Origin of the sequence: Cellulophaga sp. 3_MG-2023, from assembly GCF_030546975.1 — a bacterium.
GTDB lineage: Bacteria > Bacteroidota > Bacteroidia > Flavobacteriales > Flavobacteriaceae > Cellulophaga.
This window is the reverse complement of the sequence record NZ_JAUOPS010000001.1, coordinates 759,452-779,139: the sequence shown is the minus strand read 5'-3', so window position 1 is coordinate 779,139 and position 19,688 is coordinate 759,452. Positions and strand designations below refer to the sequence as shown.

Sequence of the window (19,688 nt, the reverse complement as noted above, 5' to 3'; positions counted from 1 at the left end):
AGATTATTAAAAATAGAAAAATCCCTTAAAACTAAGTTTTAAGGGATTTTTTATTTGTTGTAGTTAAGTTAATTAGTACTTAACGTAATCTATAATTTCTAAACCATAACCAACAATACCCACACGTCTAGATTGCGTAGTATTAGTTAGTAGTTTTACTTTGCTAATATTTAAATCGTGTAATATTTGTGCACCAACACCAAAATCTCTACTATCCATATCTACTTTAGGTGCTTTAACTAAACCGTTCCCTTGTAGTTTTTTAAGCTGAGATAATCTATTTAATAAATTAAGAGACTGAGATTCTTGGTTAATAAAAACCATAGCTCCTTTACCTTCTTTATTAATAGCGGCAAACATATCCTCCAATTTCTGATCTGGATTATTGGTAAGCGTACCTAAAATATCATTATTTACTAAGGTAGAGTTTATACGCGTAAGTATTTGTTCATCCTTATTCCAGCTACCTTTTGTAAGAGCAATATGTATTTGGTCATTAGTTGTTTGTTGGTAGGCGTGTAGTCTAAATTCACCAAAACGAGTTTCAATTGTAAATTGTTCTTTCTTTTCAATAAGACTATCGTGCTCCATTCTATAGGCAATAAGAGCTTCAATAGAAACAACTTTTAAGTCAAACTTTTTGGCAACATCTATCAATTGTGGCAAACGAGCCATAGAACCATCTTCGTTCATTATTTCTACAATAACACCAGCTGGCTTAAATCCAGCTAAACGAGCAAAATCTATTGCAGCCTCGGTATGTCCTGTTCTACGTAAAACACCACCTTCTTTAGCAATTAAAGGAAAAATATGTCCAGGTCTTGCTAAATCTTGAGGTTTTATATCGTTCTCTGTAAATGCTTTTACAGTTGCAGCTCTGTCTCCTGCAGAAATTCCTGTAGTAACGCCTCTACCTTTTAAATCTACAGATACTGTAAAAGCAGTTTCCATAGGATCTGTATTATTAGTTACCATTACGTGTAAACCTAATTCTTTACAACGACCTTCTGTTAAAGGAGCACAAATTAAACCACGACCGTGAGTAGCCATAAAGTTTATCATCTCTGGAGTAACAGCTTCTGCAGCAGCTACAAAATCACCTTCATTTTCTCTATCTTCATCATCAACAACAATAATAACTTTTCCTTTACGGATGTCTTCTATTGCTTCTTCAATTGTATTTAACTGTATTTTATTTTCCATTAGTTTTAGTCTTGGAATTTTTAATAAACTGTTTTTTTATCAAGTAAATAATATCGCCAAAAGAAATTAGGCCCTTATCATTTGTTGCTCTTATGGTTAAAAATACACCTAGAGGTAGCATTACTAAAGTAGGGATCCAAGCAGCTAGTGCTGGTGGTATTTTACCAACTTTAGCTGAGTTACCAACAAATACTCCTAAAAAGTAGTATGCCAAGAAAAGTACAATAGCAATTACCATAGGTAATCCCATACCACCTTTTCTAATAATAGCGCCTAACGGTGCACCAACAAAAAATAAAATGATACAAGAAAAAGCCAATGCATATTTACTATGTAGGGCTAATATATGTATGTTGTAACGTTGGTATTTTATAACTAATTCTTTTTTTCTGGCAGTAACAGAGCTTAATACATTGGTAGTAGAACTGTGTGCTGAGTTATATAATTGCATTTGCATAGGCTCTTCATACAACGCTGCAATATCTCCAGTATAAACAATGGTATCTTTATTAGTCTTTTCGGCTTTTTTGTCTTTTACTACAGCAGCAACTTCTTCTTTAGAAGCCTCGTCTAACATAGGTTTTGGCTTTTTAAATCCAAAATCAGCTTTAAAAGCGCCAGATCTACTAATTATATTTTTAGAAAAAGCTTTTATAGTTTTTATGTTATCTTCTCTAATAGAATCTATGTCTACAATAAGTCTAGATACCTTTTTCATTTTTTCGGTATCTACATTACGATCCTCTTCTAAATCCTGATTGTCCATAGAAAGTACAATGTTTATAATGTACTCGTTAAACTTAGCTTTAGCAAACGGAACTTTTTGCTTGGTTTTACTATTTTTAGACTGCACATCTTCATAATAGTTACCGTCTTTTAGTATAAGTTTTACAATATCAGAATCTTCACTACTAACTAATTCACCTTTTTTAGCTTTTATAACTACATTGCTAATATTATTTCTAGTTTTTTTGTGAATGATAATATTATCTAAAAAACGATCGTTTTCTCCAGACTTTTTATCAACCTTGATGTTCATCCCTTCAAAATCACTAAAAATACCTTCAGCAATTATGGCGGCAGGTTTTACGTTACCTATGTTTCGTTTTAGGTTGTAAATTTTATGAGCAGCAGCAGGGGCAACATTGTTTGCAAAGAAAAAAGCAACAGTGCCTAAAAGTAAAACAAATACCACAATGGTACGCATTGCACGCTGCAAAGAAATACCCGAGGCTTTCATTGCGGCAAACTCATAATTCTCTGCTAAAGTACCAAAGGTTAAAATAGAAGAAAGCACCACCGTTAAAGGCAATACTTTATCTACTAAACTTGGCATAAAGTAAAAAATAAACTTACCAATAATAAGTAAGTCTAGTCCTTTACCAGCTAAGTCTCCTATATACAACCAGATCGTTTGGAATATGAAGATTAACATCAATATTGCAAACGAACTGAAAAAGTTAAAAAGAAACTTTGTTAGAATGTAACGATCTAATAATTTCAATGGCTTAATTTCTTATGATATAGTACCCGTCATCCTCGTACTTTTTAAGGTCAAAAGTAAATAAGCTTTTTGATAAAGTTTGATTTGTTTTAAAAGAATTAACAGTAATTGTGGTTTTTGTACCATTATCACCAGTTTCTATAAGGTTGTAGATGTGTTTTGTTTCTACATCTATACCCAAAAGCCTAGATTTTATCTCAGAATTAGAGTCTATCGGAATTAATTTAATGTATTGTATTTTTCTTCCGTTTACAGTTTGTAATTTATCCCAAGCATAATTATGTCCAGATTTGTAAAATGTAAGCATTTTAGAAGGTGTCATTGCATTGTCATCATTAGACTTATCTTCAATAGTCACTTCTTCGTTATCTGGTACAACAGTATAGACTTTTTTACCATCAAACAATTGCATAGAACCAAGGTAGTTAAACAAGTATTTTTCACCTTGTAAAGTAACGTCTCCTCTTGTTTCTCTGTTTATATTGGCTTCACTATTGTTAAGTGAGTGTTTAAAGTCCACAAAAATATTATCATAGCTAGTTACTTTATTATAAACTTTATCTAATAAAGCTTTTGCTTTCTCGGAATTTTGCGCAAAAGATACATTTGCTATTAATATGAATACTAAAACTCCTAATTTTCTCATTTTATATGATTTATTAATTGTTATTTTTTTTCGTTTTCTAATAATTGATCTAGAGCCATCATATCTGGTACCAAAACCTGTCTTGCTTTACTACCTTCAAATTGACCAACAATGCCTGCAGCCTCTAACTGATCTATAATTCTACCTGCTCTGTTGTACCCTAATTTTAATTTTCGTTGTATTAAAGAAGCAGATCCTTGCTGTGCAATTACTATAACTTCTGCAGCTTCTCTAAATAATTTATCGCGATCTGCTATATCATTAGCAATACTTGTGCCAGACTCATCTGGACCAACATATTCTGGCAGTAAAAGAGCTTCTGCGTACGCTCTTTGTGAGCCTATGTAACCTGTAATTTTTTCTACTTCTGGCGTATCTACAAAGGCACATTGTACACGAATTACATCGTTACCCTGTGTATAAAGCATATCTCCACGACCAATTAATTGGTCAGCTCCTTGTGCATCTAGTATAGTTCTAGAATCTATTTTAGAAGTTACTCTAAATGCTATACGTGCTGGGAAATTTGCTTTTATAATACCTGTAATTACATTTACAGACGGTCTTTGTGTTGCTATAATTAAGTGAATACCAATGGCTCTGGCCAATTGCGCTAAACGAGCAATAGGAGTTTCTACTTCTTTACCAGCTGTCATAATTAAATCTGCAAATTCATCTATTACCAATACAATGTATGGTAAAAACATATGACCGTCATTTGGGTTTAGTTTACGAGCTTTAAATTTAACATTGTATTCTTTTAGGTTACGTACCATTGCAGCCTTTAGCAACTCGTACCTGTTATCCATTTCTATACAAAGAGAATTTAAAGTGTTTATAACTTTTGCATTATCTGTAATAATGGCATCTTCAGAATCTGGCAGTTTGGCTAAAAAGTGACGTTCTATTTTATTAAATAGCGTTAATTCTACTTTTTTAGGATCTACCAATACAAATTTTACCTCTGCTGGGTGTTTTTTGTATAGGAGTGATGTTAATACAGCATTTAAACCAACAGACTTACCTTGCCCAGTAGCACCGGCCATAAGTAGGTGTGGCATTTTAGCTAAATCTACTACAAGTGTTTCATTACTAATTGTTTTACCAAAAGCAATTGGTAGCTCCATTTCTGCTTTCTGAAATTTTGTACTTGCTATTACAGAACGCATAGATACTATAGAAGGGTTTTTGTTAGGAACCTCTATACCAATAGTTCCTTTACCAGGTATTGGAGCTATAATACGTATGCCAAGTGCAGCTAAAGAAAGTGCAATGTCATCTTCTAAGTTTTTAATTTTTGAAATACGCACACCAGCATCTGGTACAATTTCATACAATGTAACTGTAGGTCCAATAGTGGCTTTAATTTGTGCAATTCCTATTTTGTAGTTTTTTAAAGTTTCTACAATTTTGTTTTTATTTTCTTCTAACTCTTCTTGGTTAATTGTTATTCCGCCACCTGCACCGTGTTGGTCTAATAACTCTATGTGTGGAAACTTGTAGTTTGCAAGTTCTAAAGTAGGATCAAATTCACCAAAATCATCAACTAGTTTGTCTGCTAGGTTGTCAATCTCTTCTTTTTCTTCAGTAATTTTTTCTACCTCTATATTTAAGCTTTCTTCTACATTTTCTTCATCTTCGGCTACAGTAACCTCAAAACTATTATCCTCTACAGGTTTTTCCTTTTCTATAGGAGGAATTTTTTCTTTGTGAGTATAAGTATCTACAACTGCAGGAGTTTCCTCTACAATAACCTCTTCAGTTTGCTTTTCTTTTTTTGTTGAAGTAGAAGACTCATCATCAACATTGTTTAACTCATCAGTTAAAGCAGTTTTTTTCTGTTTAAAATACTGTAATGCACTTTCTGGCGTAAACTTAAATAGTCGGACTAAAATAAATATCAATCCAAAAATTAGAAGTAGTAAAACACCAATTTTACCGGTATAGTCTTGTAGAAAATCGTTCATTTCAAAACCAACTAAACCACCTAATAAAGGCCATTTAGCGGTAAAGAAACCTAGTGCTACAGATAACCATAGTACAAATATTAACCCCCAAATCCATTTTTTTACAAGTCCGTTTTTAGGTAAACTAAAAAATAAAGTTAAACCAGATAAAAATAATAGAACAGGAAAAATAAATGAAGCAACTCCAAATCCTTTATATAAAAATAAATGACCTATGCTTGCGCCAAATTTGTTTAGTAAGTTTTTAGCTTGTTCATTTCTATTAGCAAATTCAGACAATAAACTTTGATCGTCTTGCCACGTAAAATAGAAAGATGTAAAAGAGAAAAACAAAGCAATAGCAAAAAGCATTATAACACTACCTAACAATATTTTATTTTGTTTAGATAAGCCAATACTGCGTTTCTGCTTAGGAGTAGCTGCTTTCTTTTTAGTAGTCTTTTTTGCCATTAAATATGTATACCTTAATATATGTAACTTAAATTTGGTTACAAGTTAAAAATTTTTGGAATGTAAATAATACATCCTATAATAGATGCTGCTATAGAAACTATCATAACAGCACCTGCAGCTACGTCTTTTATAAAGCCAATTTTTGCATCAAACTCTGGTTGTATGTAGTCTGCTATTTTTTCTATAGCAGTATTAACACCTTCTATGCCCATAACTAAACCAATGGCAAATATCTGTAATATCCATTCTGTATTAGATATATTATAATAAAAACCAAAAATGGTAATAAAAATACATATAAAGAACTGAACCTTTATACTAGCTTCAGTCTTTAAAAGTAAAAAAGCACCCTTTAAAGCGTAACCAACACTACGAATTCTGTTTAATACAAAATTTTCTTTTGGCATACTTATAAAGCTTCTAAAGCTGACTTATAATTTGGTTCTTCAGTTGTTTCTGCTACTTGTTCTGTGTAAACAACGTTTCCTTCTTCATTTAAAACAACAATAGATCTAGACAATAAGGCTTCTAATGGCCCATCTGCAAAAGATAAATTATAAGCTTTACCAAAGTTACCGTCTTTAAAATCTGATAACATTTCTACATTATCTAAACCTTCTGCACCACAAAAACGTGCTTGTGCAAATGGTAAATCTTTAGAAATACATAAAACAACAGTGTTTTCTAATGTAGATGCTTCTTTATTAAATTGTCTAACAGACTGTGCGCATGTGCCAGTGTCTACACTTGGAAATATATTTAATACTACTTTTTTACCCTTGTAATTTTCTAAGGTAGCAGTAGATAAATCGTTTTTAGTTAATTTAAATTCTGGAGCTGTAGCACCAACTTCTGGTAAATTACCTAATGTATTTATTTTATTTCCTTTTAACGTTACTGTAGCCATAATGTGCGTGTTTTAATTTTGGTGTGAAATTAAAAAATATATGAGTGATATGTAACTATTTTAATAAAAAAGAATATTGCATAGATTGAGTCTGTTTTAATAGTGTAAATTTATTGATTTTACTTTTAGTATAAGGTTAACTTATTCTTTGATAAAATCTATCAATTTCTTAACTTATATCCGAAAAGATTTTTAGCTAATTTTATCTCAATAAAAATATAGACTGTTATGGAAAATAAAAAACTTACCACATCTGCAGGAGCTCCAATATCTAACAATCAGCGTTCACAAACGGCTGGTGATAGAGGACCTGTTTTAATACAAGATTACAAGCTGTTAGAAAAGTTAGCACACCAAAATAGAGAGCGTATACCAGAACGTGTGGTACACGCAAAAGGTTGGGGGGCAATGGGTACTTTTACGGTAACCCACGATATAAGTAAATATACAAGAGCAAAAATATTTTCATCTGTAGGTAAAAAAACACCTGTTTTATCTCGTTTTTCTACAGTAGCAGGTGAAATGGGAGCTGCAGATACAGAAAGAGATGTGCGTGGTTTTTCTGTTAAGTTTTATACAGAAGAAGGTAATTGGGATATGGTAGGTAACAATACTCCAGTTTTCTTTTTAAGAGATGGTTATAAATTTCCAGATTTTATACATACACAAAAAAGACATCCTAAAACAAATTTACGCTCACCAGAAGCAATGTGGGATTATTGGTCTTTGTCTCCAGAGAGTTTACACCAAGTAACTATTTTAATGTCTGATAGAGGTATACCTGTTACTCCAATGCATATGAATGGTTACGGGTCACATACCTATAGCTTTTGGAATAATGAAGGAGAACGTTTTTGGGTGAAATTTCACTTTAAAACACAACAAGGTCACAAACATTACACCAATGAAGAGTCGGCTAAAATAATAGGAGAAACTAGAGAAAAATACCAAGAAGAACTTTTTGGAGCTATTGAAAAAGGTGATTTTCCTAAGTGGACATTAAAAATACAGGTAATGCCAGAGGCAGATGCTGAAAAAACACCATACAATCCGTTTGATTTAACTAAGGTTTGGCCGCACGCAGATTACCCGTTAATTGAGGTAGGAGAGTTGGAGCTAAATAAAAACCCAGAAAATTACTGGCAGTATATTGAAAATGCGGCTTACTCACCATCTAACATAGTACCAGGAATAGGTTTTTCTCCTGATAAAGTACTACAAGCTCGTATTTTTTCATACGCAGATGCTCATAGGTATAGATTAGGTACGCATTATGAAGCTTTACCGGCAAATGCAGCTAAATCTGAAGTTAATCACTACCATAAAGATGGTTCTATGCGTTTCTTCACCAATGATTTTGGTAACCCAGATGCTTATTATGAACCAAATAGTAAAGGAGGAGCTGTAGAAGACCCAACTGTAGAAGAACCACCAATGAAAATTAGTGGTGATGCCAAACGTTATGAAGAAAATGATACGTATGGCGAGTATAAGCAACCAGGAGATTTGTTTAGAATGTTTGATGAGGGGCAGAAAAACAGATTGTTTAACAATATAGCTGCTGCAATGCAAGGTGTTTCTATGGAAATTATAGAGAGACAGTTAGTGCATTTTGATAGGGCAGATCCTGCTTATGGAAATGGAGTACGTAAGGCTTTAGGTATATCAGAATTAGAAAATTATTAAGATAATAACGCATTATTTGGGGTAAGCATTAGTGCTTATCCCTTTTTTTATAACTATAAAATGACAGAAACTACAACAGCATTTTTTAATGCAATACGAGAAGAGAATACAGAAGAAGTAGCAAAAATGTTAAAAGAGAACCAAAAATTAGTATCTGTAAAAGATACACGTGGCTCTACACCTTTAATTTTAGCAACTTATTATAATTACTTAGATATAGCTAAGGTTTTACTAGATAATAATGCACCAATAGATGATAAGGATGCCTCTGGAAATACGGCTTTAATGGGAGTGTGCTTTAAAGGTTTTGATGCAATTGCAGAATATCTAATTAGTGAAGGAGCAGATGTAAACGCAGTTAACTTATCTGGAGCTACTCCTTTAATTTATGCGGCAACCTTTAATAGACAGTCAATTATTAAAATGTTATTAGATAAGAATGCAGATAAAACTGTAGCAGACCAAAGAGGTAATACAGCATTAGATCACGCAAAGATGCAAGGTTTAAGCGATTTAGAATCTCTTTTAGTCTAGTTAAGAATAAAAAAACCTCTGAAAATTAATTTCAGAGGTTTTTTTAGTAGTTTGTTGTAACAGTTTCGTTAATAAATAAAAGCCACAATTCTAATTTCTAGAATTGTGGCTTTATTATGTAACAGTGTTTTACTGTTTATTTGTCTATAGAACCTAATACACGTTTCATAAAACTGTTTAGAGCTTCTTTTTCTGGCACACCTTCTTTAATAGATTTTTGTACCTCTAAAGCACCATACATATTAGAAATTAGTTCTCCAATAACATCTAGTTCTTCATCTTTTATAGATGATACTTCTGTTAGCGCCTCTAAAGTTTCAATTGTTTCAAGAACGTAATCTTCATCGTTCTCTTTTATAAAACTTGTAAGGTGTTTAATTACTGGCAATTTCATGTACTAATTCTTTTAAAACATCATATTTATTTGTCTGCGTCTGGTTTTTAATGTTTCCGTTTTCAAACGTAGCAAACGTAGGTAAATTATCTACATTGGCTAATTTTCTAGATTCCGGAAATTTTTCAGCATCAGCTAAAATAAATGTAATGTCTTCGTTAGCAGCAGCCTCTTTTTTAAATTTAGGCTTCATTATTCTACAGTTTCCACACCAAGTAGCAGAGTATTGCACAACCACTTTTTTGTGCTCAGCAATTAGTTCTGCTAAATTGTCTTGTTCTAGTTCTAGTAACATACTAAAATTAGTTTACGTTAGATGCTAAGTATTCTGCAGTACCTTTAGCGTTAGCTTGCATAGCTTCTTTACCTTCTTCCCAGTTTGCAGGACAAACTTCACCTTTTTCTTGTACGTGAGTGTAAGCATCTACTAAACGTAAAAACTCGTTTACATTTCTTCCTAAAGGCATATGGTTAATTCCTTCATGAAAAACAGTACCTTCTTCGTCAATTAAGTAAGTTGCTCTATAAGTAACATTGTCACCATCTACAGTTATAACTCCTGTTTCATCATTATAAGTTTCGTTAGATATATCTAAGATTCCTAATGTAGAAGCTAAGTTTCTGTTGCTATCTGCTAAAATTGGGTAAGTAACACCTTCTATACCACCATTATCTTTTGGCGTATTTAACCAAGCAAAGTGTACTTCAGGAGTATCACAAGAAGCTCCAATTACGATTGTATTTCTTTTTTCAAATTCTGCTAATGCAGACTGAAAAGCGTGTAATTCCGTTGGACATACAAAAGTAAAATCTTTAGGGTACCAGAATAATAATACTTTTTTATTATTGTTCTTAGCTTCTTCCAATACGTTTAGTTTGAAAGTATCACCCATTTCGTTCATTGCATTAACGTTTAAATCTGGGAATTTTTTTCCTACAAAAGCCATATATTTTTTATTTAAGGTTATACATTTTGTTACTGCAAATATAACCTACAAATATGCTTTTTTAGTTTAATAAAATTTTAATTCTTTATAGAAGAATAAAGATTCTTTATGTTAATATTTATTTAGAACGTAACTGTCTTATTTTAATGTTTAAAGCAGCAAATAATAATGTAGTAAATGGGCTTAACCAGTTAAACATAGCGTAAATAAAATACTCGCCAACCCCAACGCCTAAAACACTAGATTGATAAGCTCCACAAGTGTTCCAAGGTATTAGTACAGAGGTTACAGTACCAGAATCTTCTAAGGTTCTACTTAAGTTTTCTGGTGCAAGACCTTTATCTTCATATGCCTTTTTAAACATTTTACCAGGAATAACAATTGCTAAATATTGATCACTAGCAATAGCATTTAAACCCAAACAACTAGCAACAGTACTTGCAAACAAACCAAAGGTAGTTGTAGCTATAGATAGTAGTGCTTTGGTAATTCTTGCTAAGGCTCCAATACCATCCATAATACCACCAAAGACCATTGCGCAACATATTAGTAAAATAGTCCAAAGCATACCATTAATTCCGCCAGCACTAAATAGTTTTCGTAATCGCTTTTTGGTAATTAATTTATCTAAATTATCAGCAGTACTTGCTAAAACACTTTTGTCTTTAGTTAGACCAGAAAAAACAGCTGCTAAATCTTCTTTTGTATAAATACCTTCTAAATCATCACCGGTAAAAACTTTGCTTAAGTCCTTATTTTGTTTAATAATTGCTATTTCTTCGGTAGAAAATTTTGCTACTTGTTCACTATCATCTATACTTACGTTAGTATCTGTTAAAACAGCAGTAACAATAGAGTTTATCTTAGAATCACTTAATTTATCTAGTAATTTTGGCTGAAAGATAAAAGCAAATATAATAGCTAAGCCTACACCAGAAAGTAACGCAACCAAAGGTTTGGTTTTTAATAAAATAAGAGCAACTACAGCCACAGGTACTATAAATAATAATGGTGTTATGGTAAAATTAGCATCTATTGTATCTAATATAAAGGCAATATCTGTAGTGCCATTTGTATCTATATTGGCACTTAAAACACTAAAGAAAATAAGTGTAACTATAAGTGTTGGCACAGTAGTAATAGTCATATATTTTATATGTGTAAACAAATCTGTGCCAGCCATAGCAGGAGCAAGGTTGGTTGTGTCACTTAAAGGAGACATTTTATCTCCAAAATAAGCTCCAGAAATTACAGCACCAGCAATCATTCCTGGGTTAATACCAAGGGCAGAACCAATACCAATTAGTGCAATACCAACTGTTGCAGACGTGGTCCAGCTACTACCTGTAGCTATAGAAATTATAGCAGCAATAATAACAGAGGCAGGTAAAAATATACTAGGGTTTAAAACTTGTAATCCGTAATAAACCATAGCAGGTATAATACCGCTAACCAGCCAAGTACCAGCTAAAGCACCAACCATAACCAATATTAGTATAGGTATAAAAACACTTTTTAGGTTTTCCCAAACTTCTTTTCCCATTGTAATGAAAGAAGTTTTATTAAATAACCCAACAATTGCAGCAATAACACCACCAATTAAAAGTATTATTTGATTTGTGTATGCACCAAACCATTCTTGTCCGTCTACAAAGAAGATATTGTAAGCTAAAAGCGACATTAAAATTAAAACCGGAATTAAAGCTTCAAAGAAATTTAATTCTTTATTATCTACAATATGCTCATTTTTAGGGTCTGAGGTGCTTAAGTTTTGGTTTTGCATTAAATTGAGTTAGTTAATTACCTTGTAATATTACAATTTTGGAGCGTTTCTTGCAAGTTTTATATCTTCATACTAGTGGTTGTATTATTATAAAATAGCCAAGTTTTGTTTACACTTTTTTATCAAATTATAAGTTCTTTTAATATCATTATCTAAAACAATAGATAGTCTAATTAAACCATTAGAAAGTCTAATTAGTTCTTTTATTTTAGAATGATATAGATGTAAACCATTCTTTTTTTTAATTCTGAGATAATTATATTGTGTTTTTAATGTATTTATGTTTGTTAAGTTAATAGCATTAAATCATATTGGTAGTACGCAAAGTTCTTTTGTAATAAATGAGGTAAAACATACTACAGCTATAGAACTTGGCGTTTAGTTTATGTGTTTATACGCACTAAAACGCTAAAAATTTGTTATAATAAAAAGAGGAAGGTATTATAATTTCCTATCCACAAAAAATAGTGCTAATTTTACAACTTTAATCAAAGAAAAAGATATGAATTCATATGATGTTGCCGTAATTGGCTCAGGTCCTGGAGGGTATGTTGCAGCTATACGTTGCGCACAATTAGGAATGAAAACAGCAATAATAGAGAAATATTCAACTTTAGGTGGTACGTGTTTAAATGTAGGCTGTATTCCGTCTAAGGCGTTGTTAGACTCTTCTCATCATTATGAAGATGCAGTAAAGCATTTTGAAGAGCACGGAATTGATATTCCTGGCGAAATTAAAATCAATTTAGAGAAAATGATTTCTCGTAAGCAAGCCGTTGTAGACCAAACTACTGGTGGTATTGATTTTTTAATGAAAAAAAATAAAATAGACGTTTACGTAGGTACTGGTTCTTTTAAAGATGCTACGCATATTTCTATAGTAGGTGAAGAAACTACAGAAATTGAAGCTAAACATACAATTATAGCAACTGGTAGTAAACCATCTACCTTACCTTTTATTAAGGTAGATAAAGAGCGTGTTATAACATCTACTGAAGCATTAAAACTTAAAGAAGTTCCAAAACACCTTATTATTATTGGTGGTGGAGTTATTGGTTTGGAGTTAGGACAAGTATACAAAAGGTTAGGTGCAGAAGTATCTGTTGTTGAGTATATGGACCGTATAGTACCAACTATGGATAAAGGAGTTTCTAAAGAACTTAATAAAGTTTTAAAGAAACAGAAATTTAAAATGAACTTGTCTCACAAGGTAAAATCTGTGGAACGTAATGGTGATGAAGTTATAGTTAAAGCAGATAACAAAAAAGGTGAAGAAGTTACTTTCACTGGAGATTACTGTTTGGTAGCTGTTGGTCGTCATGCTTATACAGATGGTTTAAATGCAGAAGCTGCTGGTGTAAAACTTACAGACAGAGGTTTAGTAGATGTTAATGAGCATTTGCAAACAAGCGCTTCTAATATTTATGCTATTGGTGATGTAATTAAAGGTGCTATGTTGGCTCACAAGGCTGAAGAAGAAGGTACTTTTGTTGCAGAAACTATTGCGGGTCAAAAACCACATATAGACTACAACTTAATTCCTGGTGTTGTTTATACTTGGCCAGAAGTTGCTGCTGTAGGTAAAACAGAAGAGCAGTTAAAAGAAGCTGGTGTTGATTATAAAGTTGGTCAGTTTCCTATGCGTGCTTTAGGTAGATCTAGAGCTAGTATGGATTTAGACGGTTTTGTAAAAGTACTTGCAGATAAAAATACAGACGAAATTTTAGGTGTACATATGGTTGGTGCACGTGCAGCAGATATGATTGCAGAAGCAGTTGTTGCTATGGAGTACAGAGCTAGTGCAGAGGATGTATCTAGAATGTCTCACGCTCACCCAACATTTACAGAGGCTATTAAAGAGGCGGCTTTAGCTGCAACAGGAGATAGAGCTTTACATATTTAAGCTTTTATCTAAATAGATATAAAAAAGGCTGCTCAACAGAGCAGCCTTTTTTGTTTAATGTAGTTTGTAAAAATGGTCTACAGGACCATTTCCTTTACCTAGTTCTTTACTTTTACCAGCAACTATTGCGTGGTGTGTGTAAGTTATTCCTTTTTGTACAGCGTCTTTTAAACTATTTCCAAGTCCTAAATGTGTAGCAATAGCAGAAGATAATGTACAACCAGTACCGTGTGTGTTTTTAGTGTTTACCTGTGTTTTACTAAAATTGTGTAACGAGTTGGTTTGGTAGTTGTATAATACGTCTACTAAGGTTTGACTATTTTCTATATGTCCGCCTTTTAACAAAACCGATGTTTTGTACATTTTTCCAATTTTTTCTGCCATTTGTGGCATATTTTCAGGAGAAATAGTATCAATTTTAAGTAAAACTTGTGCTTCAGGTATATTTGGAGTTATTAAGGTTGCTAATGGCAAAAGTAACTTTATGGCCTCTAAGCCTGCATTGTCTAACAAATTATCTCCAGAAGATGCTACCATCACAGGGTCTAAAACAATAGGCATATCTTTATGAGCTTCTAGAGTTTCTAATACTGCTTTTATAATCTTTGCAGATTGCAGCATTCCAATTTTTATAGCACCAACATTTATATCGCTTAATACAGCTACTATTTGGTTTTTAATCTCTGTAGTAGGAATTGGATAAATTGCATTAACTCCTAACGTGTTTTGTGCTGTAATAGCTGTAATTGCAGTAGTTGCAAAGCCTCCGTTAGCACTAATGCTTTTAATATCTGCTTGTATGCCTGCGCAACCTCCAGAGTCGCTCCCTGCAATAGTTAATACAGAGTTGTAAATGGTTGTAGTGTTTTTCATTCGTATTTTAATGTCAGTATGCAAATCTATATAATTTGTAGTTTTTTGTACTAAATTGTTTCTAATTAACATACGTGTAAAACACAAAAAAAGTCCTCAAGAAAAATTACTTAAGGACTTTTTTTATGTTGTAGTGTGCTTATTTTTTATGAGAACCGTCGCAAAATGGAGGGTTGCTTGTTAATTTACAAGTACACATATTGTAGGTTTTTGCTTCTTCAACAGAAAAACGCATAGACGGTGTTGCGTTATGTGCCTTGTGAGAACCATCACAAAAAGGTTGGTTGCTGCTGTGTGCACAAGTACACCATCCGTAGTTTTTATCTTTTTCTAATTCTACTTTAATTGGAGAGTATTGTTTGTCGTTGCTCATTTTTATAGTTATTTGGCTGTAAACATAGCGTAAAACTAAGCATCAAAAAATAGCAAAACTTAATTTTTAGCTAGTCTAAATAGCTTTAAAGTAGCAAACTTTACCTTTTGTATTCTGTTTTTAATTTTAAGTTCGTGTTTATCATACAATAAGGCCAAGTATGTAGAGCTAAACATAAATAAAGCAGCGCCAATTATAGCTTTTGCAGGGGTTAAAGAATATTTAAAAAAGTGATAAAATCCAAGTCCAGTAAAACTACCGTATAAAATAATAAAGTGTATTACGTAAATGGCAAGCGTGTTCTGACCAATTTTTAAAACAGTTTTATTGGTAAGGTAGGAGCGTAGCATCATAAAAATAAAAAATATGATGAGCACATCTCCAAGCCTAATAAATAAATAATTGTTAGTGTACACAGCATACAAAAAACTGGTATTTGTTATATCGCATATAAAAGCAAATAAAGGCGATGATCCAAAAATTAAAAATAGTCCTGTAACAACACATATTGGTATAGCTGTTATGTATAGTTTTTGGTAGTTTTTATATTTTGTAAATAACATAGCCATAAAAGCACCAAAAGTAGCATAGCCAAACCAAGGTATTATAGTAAATACAGAACCATATAATTTAGTAATGTAGTTAGCAATAGCTTGTGGTAAATAAGAGTGTGGTAGTTTGTCGTATGTTGGTTCAAATAAAAATAAAACAATTGTAATTGTCACTAATATAGTAGTAAAAATAACTGGTTTTGTTTTACTTGTTAGTAAATACAAAGCTATTATTCCTAAGATAGAGAATCCAATGCAATGTAGTACATCTACGTAGAAAAAGGAGTCGTAGATTTCTCCAAAAATAACACTAAAAAGGTTCATTCTTAATAAATAGCCTATTAGAATTAATTGTAATCCACGTTTAATTCCTTTTTTTACTCGCGGATTTTTTAATCCTTTTTTATCTCCTCTAACAAGTAAATACGTAAATATAAAGCCAGAAACTGTAAAAAAAACGGGAGCAGTCATTCCTCTAAAATAACTCCATATGGCATAAGCTAAAATAGATTTATCTCTATAATCAAAATCTAATAATCCGTCTATAAAATGACCTTGTAACATCATTAAAATAGCCCAAGCACGCATTGCGTCTATAAAGTATAATCTGTTGGTTTTATTCTCCATTAGTGGTTTAAAAAAAGCTATGTGCTTGTTTTACAGTTGGTTTTATTATTTTCGTTTGCAAAATTAGCTAAAATGCTCGCAATTGATTGTTTTTTACGGTATTTTCGTTAAAAACTATATAAAATGAGTACTATTTTAGCCTTTGCAGGTAGCAATTCTAGCACCTCTATAAACCATAAATTAGCAACATTTACAGCAGGTATTTTAGGCAATAATGATGTAACAGTTTTAGATATGGCCAAGGTTACTATCTCAATGTATAGTGAGGATGCAGAGAAAAACAACGGGTTTTCATCAGAATTAAAAGAAATTAATGATGCTATAGCCAAGGCAGATGCTCTTGTTATTTCTGTAAATGAGCACAATAGTGGTTTATCTTCCTTTTTTAAAAATTTAATTGATTGGCTATCTAGATTAGATCGTAATTTTCTTGAAGGTAAAAAAGTACTTTTATTGGCAACTTCACCAGGTAAAAGAGGCGCTTTAAGCGCTTTAAAACAAGCAGAAGGTGTATTGCCTCGCTTTGGAGCAGAAATAGTAGCTACCTTTGCTTTACCATCTTTTAACGACAATTTTAAAGACGGTATTTTAATAGAGTCTGATGTAAAAACAGAATACCAAGCAGCTGTTAATCAATTTTTAGAAAAATTATAAGCCCTTGCGTAAGTCTTTTTCTTTTAAAGTTGATGATGTACAAGTTTTTAAAGCTAAATTACTTGTATGGAGTCAGCAATTCTATGAGGTTGTTTGGTTAGACAGCAACTCACATAATAACCAATATAGTTCTTTTGATGGTATGTTGGCAGTAGATGCCTTAACCGCATTGTCTACAGATAGTTTTAATGCTTTTGATGATTTAAAAACGTATCAAACAGAAACAAAAGACTGGATTTTTGGTTATCTAACGTACGATTTAAAGAATAATGTAGAACGATTAAAATCTGAGAATTTTGACGGACTTCATTTTCCTGAATTATATTTTTTTCAGCCTAAAAAAATAATACAAATACAAGGTGATACTGCTCATTTTCTATACCTAAATATGGTTGATGATGAGATAAAAATTGATTTTGATGAGATTACCAATATCACCCTTAAAAACAAAAAAGAGACAAAAGAAAAAAACATACATATTAAAATGAGAATTTTTAAAGATGATTATTTTGATAGAGTAGGTAAAATGCTTCAAAAAATACATAGAGGAGATATTTACGAAGCTAATTTTTGTCAGGAATTTTATGCTGAAGACACAGAAATTAATCCGTTAGAAACTTATAATGAACTTAATAAAATATCTAAAGCTCCTTTCTCAGTTTTTTTAAAGTTGAATGATAAGTATGTGGCATCTGCTTCCCCAGAACGTTACATAAAAAAAGAAGGTACAACAGTAATTTCTCAGCCTATAAAAGGCACAGCAAAACGTTCTTTAGATAAATTAGAAGACGAAAAACTACGAACAAATTTGGCGTTAGATGAAAAAGAACGTGCAGAGAATGTAATGATTGTAGATTTGGTGCGGAATGATTTGTCTAAAAGTGCCATTAAAGGAAGTGTGCAAGTTACTGAGTTGTGTAAGGTGTATACTTACAATCAAGTACATCAAATGACTTCAACAATTACTTCAACTGTTAAAAGTGATAGAAATGTAGTTGATATTATAAAAGAAACGTTCCCAATGGGTAGCATGACAGGTGCACCTAAGGTTTCTGCGATGAAAATTATTGAAGAATTAGAAGCTACAAAAAGAGGTGTTTACAGTGGTACCGTTGGGTATATTACTCCAGAACAAGATTTTGATTTTAATGTAATTATACGTAGTATTTTATACAATGCCACAGAAAAATATGTGTCATTCTCTGTTGGTGGTGCAATTACAGCAAAAGCTAGTCCAGAAAAGGAATATGAGGAGTGTTTGCTAAAAGCTAAAGCAATGAGACAGGTTTTAGAGGGTAAAGTATCTTAAACTTTAGTTACATTTGTAGTGTGCTAAAAGAATTTAAACACCATATAAAAACAAATTTTCCGTTGTTATTGCAACGTCCATTTTTGGTGGCCTGTAGTGGTGGTGTAGACAGTGTTGTTTTAGTGCATTTGTGTGCGCAATTAAATTTAGATTTTTCTATAGCGCACTGTAACTTTAAGCTGCGTGATAGTGCTAGTGATGCAGATGAAGAATCTGTTCGTAATTTAGCACTGCAGTTAAATAAAAAAATATATGTAACTAATTTTGATACAAGTGGTTATGTTAATAAGAATAAAGTATCTATTCAAATGGCAGCAAGAGAGTTAAGGTATGCTTGGTTTGCCAAATTAATAGAAGAAAACAACCTTTATACGTTACTAACCGGTCATCAAGCAGATGATAATTTAGAAACCTTTTTAATAAACTTATCTCGTGGTACAGGAGTAGATGGTTTGCTTGGAATTCCGTCTAAAACAGCTTCACTTTCTAGGCCATTATTACCTTTTACTCGCGCTCAAATTTTAGACTATGCTAAATTAAATAATATTAGCTGGCGAGAAGATAAAAGCAACCAAGAAACCAAATATTTAAGAAACAGAATAAGGCATAATATAGTACCAGAGTTAAAAGAACTGCATTCAACTTTTTTGCAAAACTTTAGTAATACACAGACTTACTTGCAAGAAACCAACATACTAGCAAAGGATTATATTAGACTACTTAAAAAAGAGCTATTTATATCAAAAAAGGGAATAACAGAGATATCTGTACAAAAACTATTAAGTTATACACCCTTAAAAACCTATTTGTATGCCTTGTTTAGTGATTATGGCTTTACAGAGTGGCAAGATGTTGCCAATTTACTTACAGCAATGAGCGGTAAGCAGGTTTTATCTAGAACACACAGATTAGTAAAAAACAGAGAAAATTTGTTATTACAAGAGCTAAAAGAGCCTAATTCTGATGTTTACCTAATAAATAAAGAACAAGATACATTAGACCACCCAATACACATAAACTTAAAAGAGGTTGCTGCCATAGAAAAACCAGAAGTGACAACTATTTTTGTAGATAAGTCAAAGCTTAAATTTCCATTAGTACTGCGTAAGAGGGAAGAAGGAGATGTTTTTTACCCATTTGGACAGCACGGAAAAAAGAAACTAAGTAAATTTTATAAAGACATAAAATTAAGTGTTGTGGCTAAAGAAGAACAATGGTTATTGTGTTCTGGCTCCGCTATAGTTTGGGTAGTTGGTATACGTGCAGACAATAGATTTAAGGTTGATGACGAAACATCTAAAATTCTTAAAATCAAATTGTTAAAATAATACCGTTATTTTTTTATTTTTTGCTGTTGAAATAGATTTTCTTTTT

19 protein-coding genes and 2 pseudogenes are annotated in these 19,688 nt (G+C 32.1%); 7 read left to right on the top strand and 14 right to left on the bottom strand.

From position 1 onward, the window contains the following. Positions 1-72 precede the first annotated feature (72 nt). From ribB to tpx, 6 genes are read right to left on the bottom strand one after another with little or no spacing between them, the layout of a single operon-like run. Positions 73-1,203: a 3,4-dihydroxy-2-butanone-4-phosphate synthase gene (gene ribB / locus Q4487_RS03250; RefSeq protein WP_100895837.1), complete on the bottom strand. Its 1,131-nt coding sequence runs from the start codon at positions 1,201-1,203 to the stop codon at positions 73-75. Beyond that, entirely contained in the window at positions 1,193-2,686 is a 1,494-nt protein-coding gene (locus tag Q4487_RS03245) for an LptF/LptG family permease (RefSeq protein ID WP_303541924.1), read from the bottom strand. Before Q4487_RS03245 ends, ribB begins: the two co-directional genes overlap by 11 nt. Positions 2,687-2,711: 25 nt before the next feature. Continuing rightward, on the bottom strand, positions 2,712-3,353 hold the full coding sequence (locus Q4487_RS03240; RefSeq protein ID WP_303541795.1) for an outer membrane lipoprotein carrier protein LolA: 642 nt from the start codon (positions 3,351-3,353) through the stop codon (positions 2,712-2,714). Between the two features lie 20 nt (positions 3,354-3,373). Further along, positions 3,374-5,770 (bottom strand): DNA translocase FtsK, encoded by a 2,397-nt coding sequence (locus Q4487_RS03235; RefSeq protein WP_303541798.1) that lies wholly within the window; start codon positions 5,768-5,770, stop codon positions 3,374-3,376. 38 nt (positions 5,771-5,808) lie between these two features. Further along, positions 5,809-6,180, bottom strand: coding sequence for a diacylglycerol kinase (locus Q4487_RS03230; protein WP_303541800.1), 372 nt, complete (start codon positions 6,178-6,180; stop codon positions 5,809-5,811). A 2-nt stretch (positions 6,181-6,182) separates the two neighbouring features. After that, a complete protein-coding gene (tpx, locus tag Q4487_RS03225; protein ID WP_100895841.1) occupies positions 6,183-6,680 on the bottom strand; it encodes a thiol peroxidase in 498 nt (165 codons plus the stop codon). Positions 6,681-6,908: 228 nt separating this feature from the next. Here tpx and Q4487_RS03220 point away from each other — a divergent pair, with 228 nt between their 5' ends. After that, entirely contained in the window at positions 6,909-8,366 is a 1,458-nt protein-coding gene (locus Q4487_RS03220) for a catalase (RefSeq protein WP_303541802.1), read from the top strand. A gap of 60 nt (positions 8,367-8,426) precedes the next feature. After that, entirely contained in the window at positions 8,427-8,900 is a 474-nt protein-coding gene (locus Q4487_RS03215) for an ankyrin repeat domain-containing protein (protein ID WP_303541804.1), read from the top strand. A gap of 136 nt (positions 8,901-9,036) precedes the next feature. On the opposite strand, the gene Q4487_RS03210 is transcribed toward Q4487_RS03215, so the two are convergent. The 4 genes from Q4487_RS03210 to Q4487_RS03195 form a co-directional block, all read right to left on the bottom strand. Next, positions 9,037-9,294: a hypothetical protein gene (locus tag Q4487_RS03210; RefSeq protein WP_100895844.1), complete on the bottom strand. Its 258-nt coding sequence runs from the start codon at positions 9,292-9,294 to the stop codon at positions 9,037-9,039. After that, a complete protein-coding gene (locus Q4487_RS03205) occupies positions 9,275-9,589 on the bottom strand; it encodes a thioredoxin family protein (RefSeq protein WP_100895845.1) in 315 nt (104 codons plus the stop codon). The genes Q4487_RS03210 and Q4487_RS03205 overlap by 20 nt, the downstream gene beginning before the upstream one ends. Before the next feature lie 7 nt (positions 9,590-9,596). Beyond that, positions 9,597-10,241 (bottom strand): peroxiredoxin, encoded by a 645-nt coding sequence (locus Q4487_RS03200; RefSeq protein WP_100895846.1) that lies wholly within the window; start codon positions 10,239-10,241, stop codon positions 9,597-9,599. A 118-nt stretch (positions 10,242-10,359) separates the two neighbouring features. After that, complete coding sequence (locus tag Q4487_RS03195) at positions 10,360-12,024, bottom strand: Na+/H+ antiporter NhaC family protein (protein ID WP_303541808.1); 1,665 nt, start codon at positions 12,022-12,024, stop codon at positions 10,360-10,362. A 277-nt stretch (positions 12,025-12,301) separates the two neighbouring features. Between Q4487_RS03195 and Q4487_RS03190 the strand changes: the two are divergent. Together Q4487_RS03190 and lpdA are read left to right on the top strand one after the other, a co-directional pair. Continuing rightward, a pseudogene (locus tag Q4487_RS03190) lies at positions 12,302-12,406 on the top strand (AsnC family transcriptional regulator); the annotation flags it as partial. A 120-nt stretch (positions 12,407-12,526) separates the two neighbouring features. Next, entirely contained in the window at positions 12,527-13,927 is a 1,401-nt protein-coding gene (gene lpdA, locus Q4487_RS03185) for a dihydrolipoyl dehydrogenase (protein ID WP_303541810.1), read from the top strand. A 54-nt stretch (positions 13,928-13,981) separates the two neighbouring features. Here the strand turns inward: lpdA and thiD are convergent, their stop codons facing one another. The 4 genes and pseudogenes from thiD to Q4487_RS03165 all read right to left on the bottom strand — a co-directional run bounded on the left by thiD (position 13,982) and on the right by Q4487_RS03165 (position 16,351). After that, the gene (thiD, locus tag Q4487_RS03180; RefSeq protein WP_303541836.1) at positions 13,982-14,800 is read right to left on the bottom strand and encodes a bifunctional hydroxymethylpyrimidine kinase/phosphomethylpyrimidine kinase; all 819 of its coding nucleotides are present in this window, start codon (positions 14,798-14,800) and stop codon (positions 13,982-13,984) included. 139 nt (positions 14,801-14,939) lie between these two features. Beyond that, the gene (locus Q4487_RS17045; protein WP_348132925.1) at positions 14,940-15,146 is read right to left on the bottom strand and encodes a CDGSH iron-sulfur domain-containing protein; all 207 of its coding nucleotides are present in this window, start codon (positions 15,144-15,146) and stop codon (positions 14,940-14,942) included. Beyond that, a pseudogene (locus Q4487_RS03170) lies at positions 15,138-15,194 on the bottom strand (hypothetical protein); the annotation flags it as partial. The gene Q4487_RS17045 and the pseudogene Q4487_RS03170, both read right to left, overlap by 9 nt. A 38-nt stretch (positions 15,195-15,232) precedes the next feature. Further along, positions 15,233-16,351: a heparan-alpha-glucosaminide N-acetyltransferase domain-containing protein gene (locus tag Q4487_RS03165; RefSeq protein WP_303541838.1), complete on the bottom strand. Its 1,119-nt coding sequence runs from the start codon at positions 16,349-16,351 to the stop codon at positions 15,233-15,235. Between the two features lie 123 nt (positions 16,352-16,474). Here Q4487_RS03165 and Q4487_RS03160 point away from each other — a divergent pair, with 123 nt between their 5' ends. The 3 genes from Q4487_RS03160 to tilS are packed head-to-tail and all read left to right on the top strand — an operon-like array spanning position 16,475 to position 19,642. Next, the gene (locus tag Q4487_RS03160; RefSeq protein ID WP_303541840.1) at positions 16,475-17,005 is read left to right on the top strand and encodes an NADPH-dependent FMN reductase; all 531 of its coding nucleotides are present in this window, start codon (positions 16,475-16,477) and stop codon (positions 17,003-17,005) included. Positions 17,006-17,009: 4 nt separating this feature from the next. Beyond that, positions 17,010-18,314, top strand: coding sequence for an anthranilate synthase component I family protein (locus Q4487_RS03155; protein WP_303541843.1), 1,305 nt, complete (start codon positions 17,010-17,012; stop codon positions 18,312-18,314). A gap of 20 nt (positions 18,315-18,334) precedes the next feature. Beyond that, positions 18,335-19,642 (top strand): tRNA lysidine(34) synthetase TilS, encoded by a 1,308-nt coding sequence (gene tilS / locus Q4487_RS03150; RefSeq protein ID WP_303541845.1) that lies wholly within the window; start codon positions 18,335-18,337, stop codon positions 19,640-19,642. The last annotated feature ends 46 nt before the right edge of the window (positions 19,643-19,688 follow it).

Bases quoted from the DNA above. Each gene is read 5' to 3' on its own strand.
- Q4487_RS03230 (WP_303541800.1), bottom strand. From the start codon at position 6,180: ATGCCAAAAGAAAATTTTGTATTAAACAGAATTCGTAGTGTTGGTTAC.
- Q4487_RS03215 (WP_303541804.1), top strand. From the start codon at position 8,427: ATGACAGAAACTACAACAGCATTTTTTAATGCAATACGAGAAGAGAAT.
- Q4487_RS03210 (WP_100895844.1), bottom strand. From the start codon at position 9,294: ATGAAATTGCCAGTAATTAAACACCTTACAAGTTTTATAAAAGAGAAC.
- Q4487_RS03220 (WP_303541802.1), top strand. From the start codon at position 6,909: ATGGAAAATAAAAAACTTACCACATCTGCAGGAGCTCCAATATCTAAC.
- Q4487_RS03195 (WP_303541808.1), bottom strand. From the start codon at position 12,024: ATGCAAAACCAAAACTTAAGCACCTCAGACCCTAAAAATGAGCATATT.
- Q4487_RS03235 (WP_303541798.1), bottom strand. From the start codon at position 5,770: ATGGCAAAAAAGACTACTAAAAAGAAAGCAGCTACTCCTAAGCAGAAA.
- Q4487_RS03160 (WP_303541840.1), top strand. From the start codon at position 16,475: ATGAGTACTATTTTAGCCTTTGCAGGTAGCAATTCTAGCACCTCTATA.
- lpdA (WP_303541810.1), top strand. From the start codon at position 12,527: ATGAATTCATATGATGTTGCCGTAATTGGCTCAGGTCCTGGAGGGTAT.
- Q4487_RS03165 (WP_303541838.1), bottom strand. From the start codon at position 16,351: ATGGAGAATAAAACCAACAGATTATACTTTATAGACGCAATGCGTGCT.
- ribB (WP_100895837.1), bottom strand. From the start codon at position 1,203: ATGGAAAATAAAATACAGTTAAATACAATTGAAGAAGCAATAGAAGAC.
- thiD (WP_303541836.1), bottom strand. From the start codon at position 14,800: ATGAAAAACACTACAACCATTTACAACTCTGTATTAACTATTGCAGGG.
- Q4487_RS03200 (WP_100895846.1), bottom strand. From the start codon at position 10,241: ATGGCTTTTGTAGGAAAAAAATTCCCAGATTTAAACGTTAATGCAATG.
- tpx (WP_100895841.1), bottom strand. From the start codon at position 6,680: ATGGCTACAGTAACGTTAAAAGGAAATAAAATAAATACATTAGGTAAT.
- Q4487_RS03205 (WP_100895845.1), bottom strand. From the start codon at position 9,589: ATGTTACTAGAACTAGAACAAGACAATTTAGCAGAACTAATTGCTGAG.
- Q4487_RS03240 (WP_303541795.1), bottom strand. From the start codon at position 3,353: ATGAGAAAATTAGGAGTTTTAGTATTCATATTAATAGCAAATGTATCT.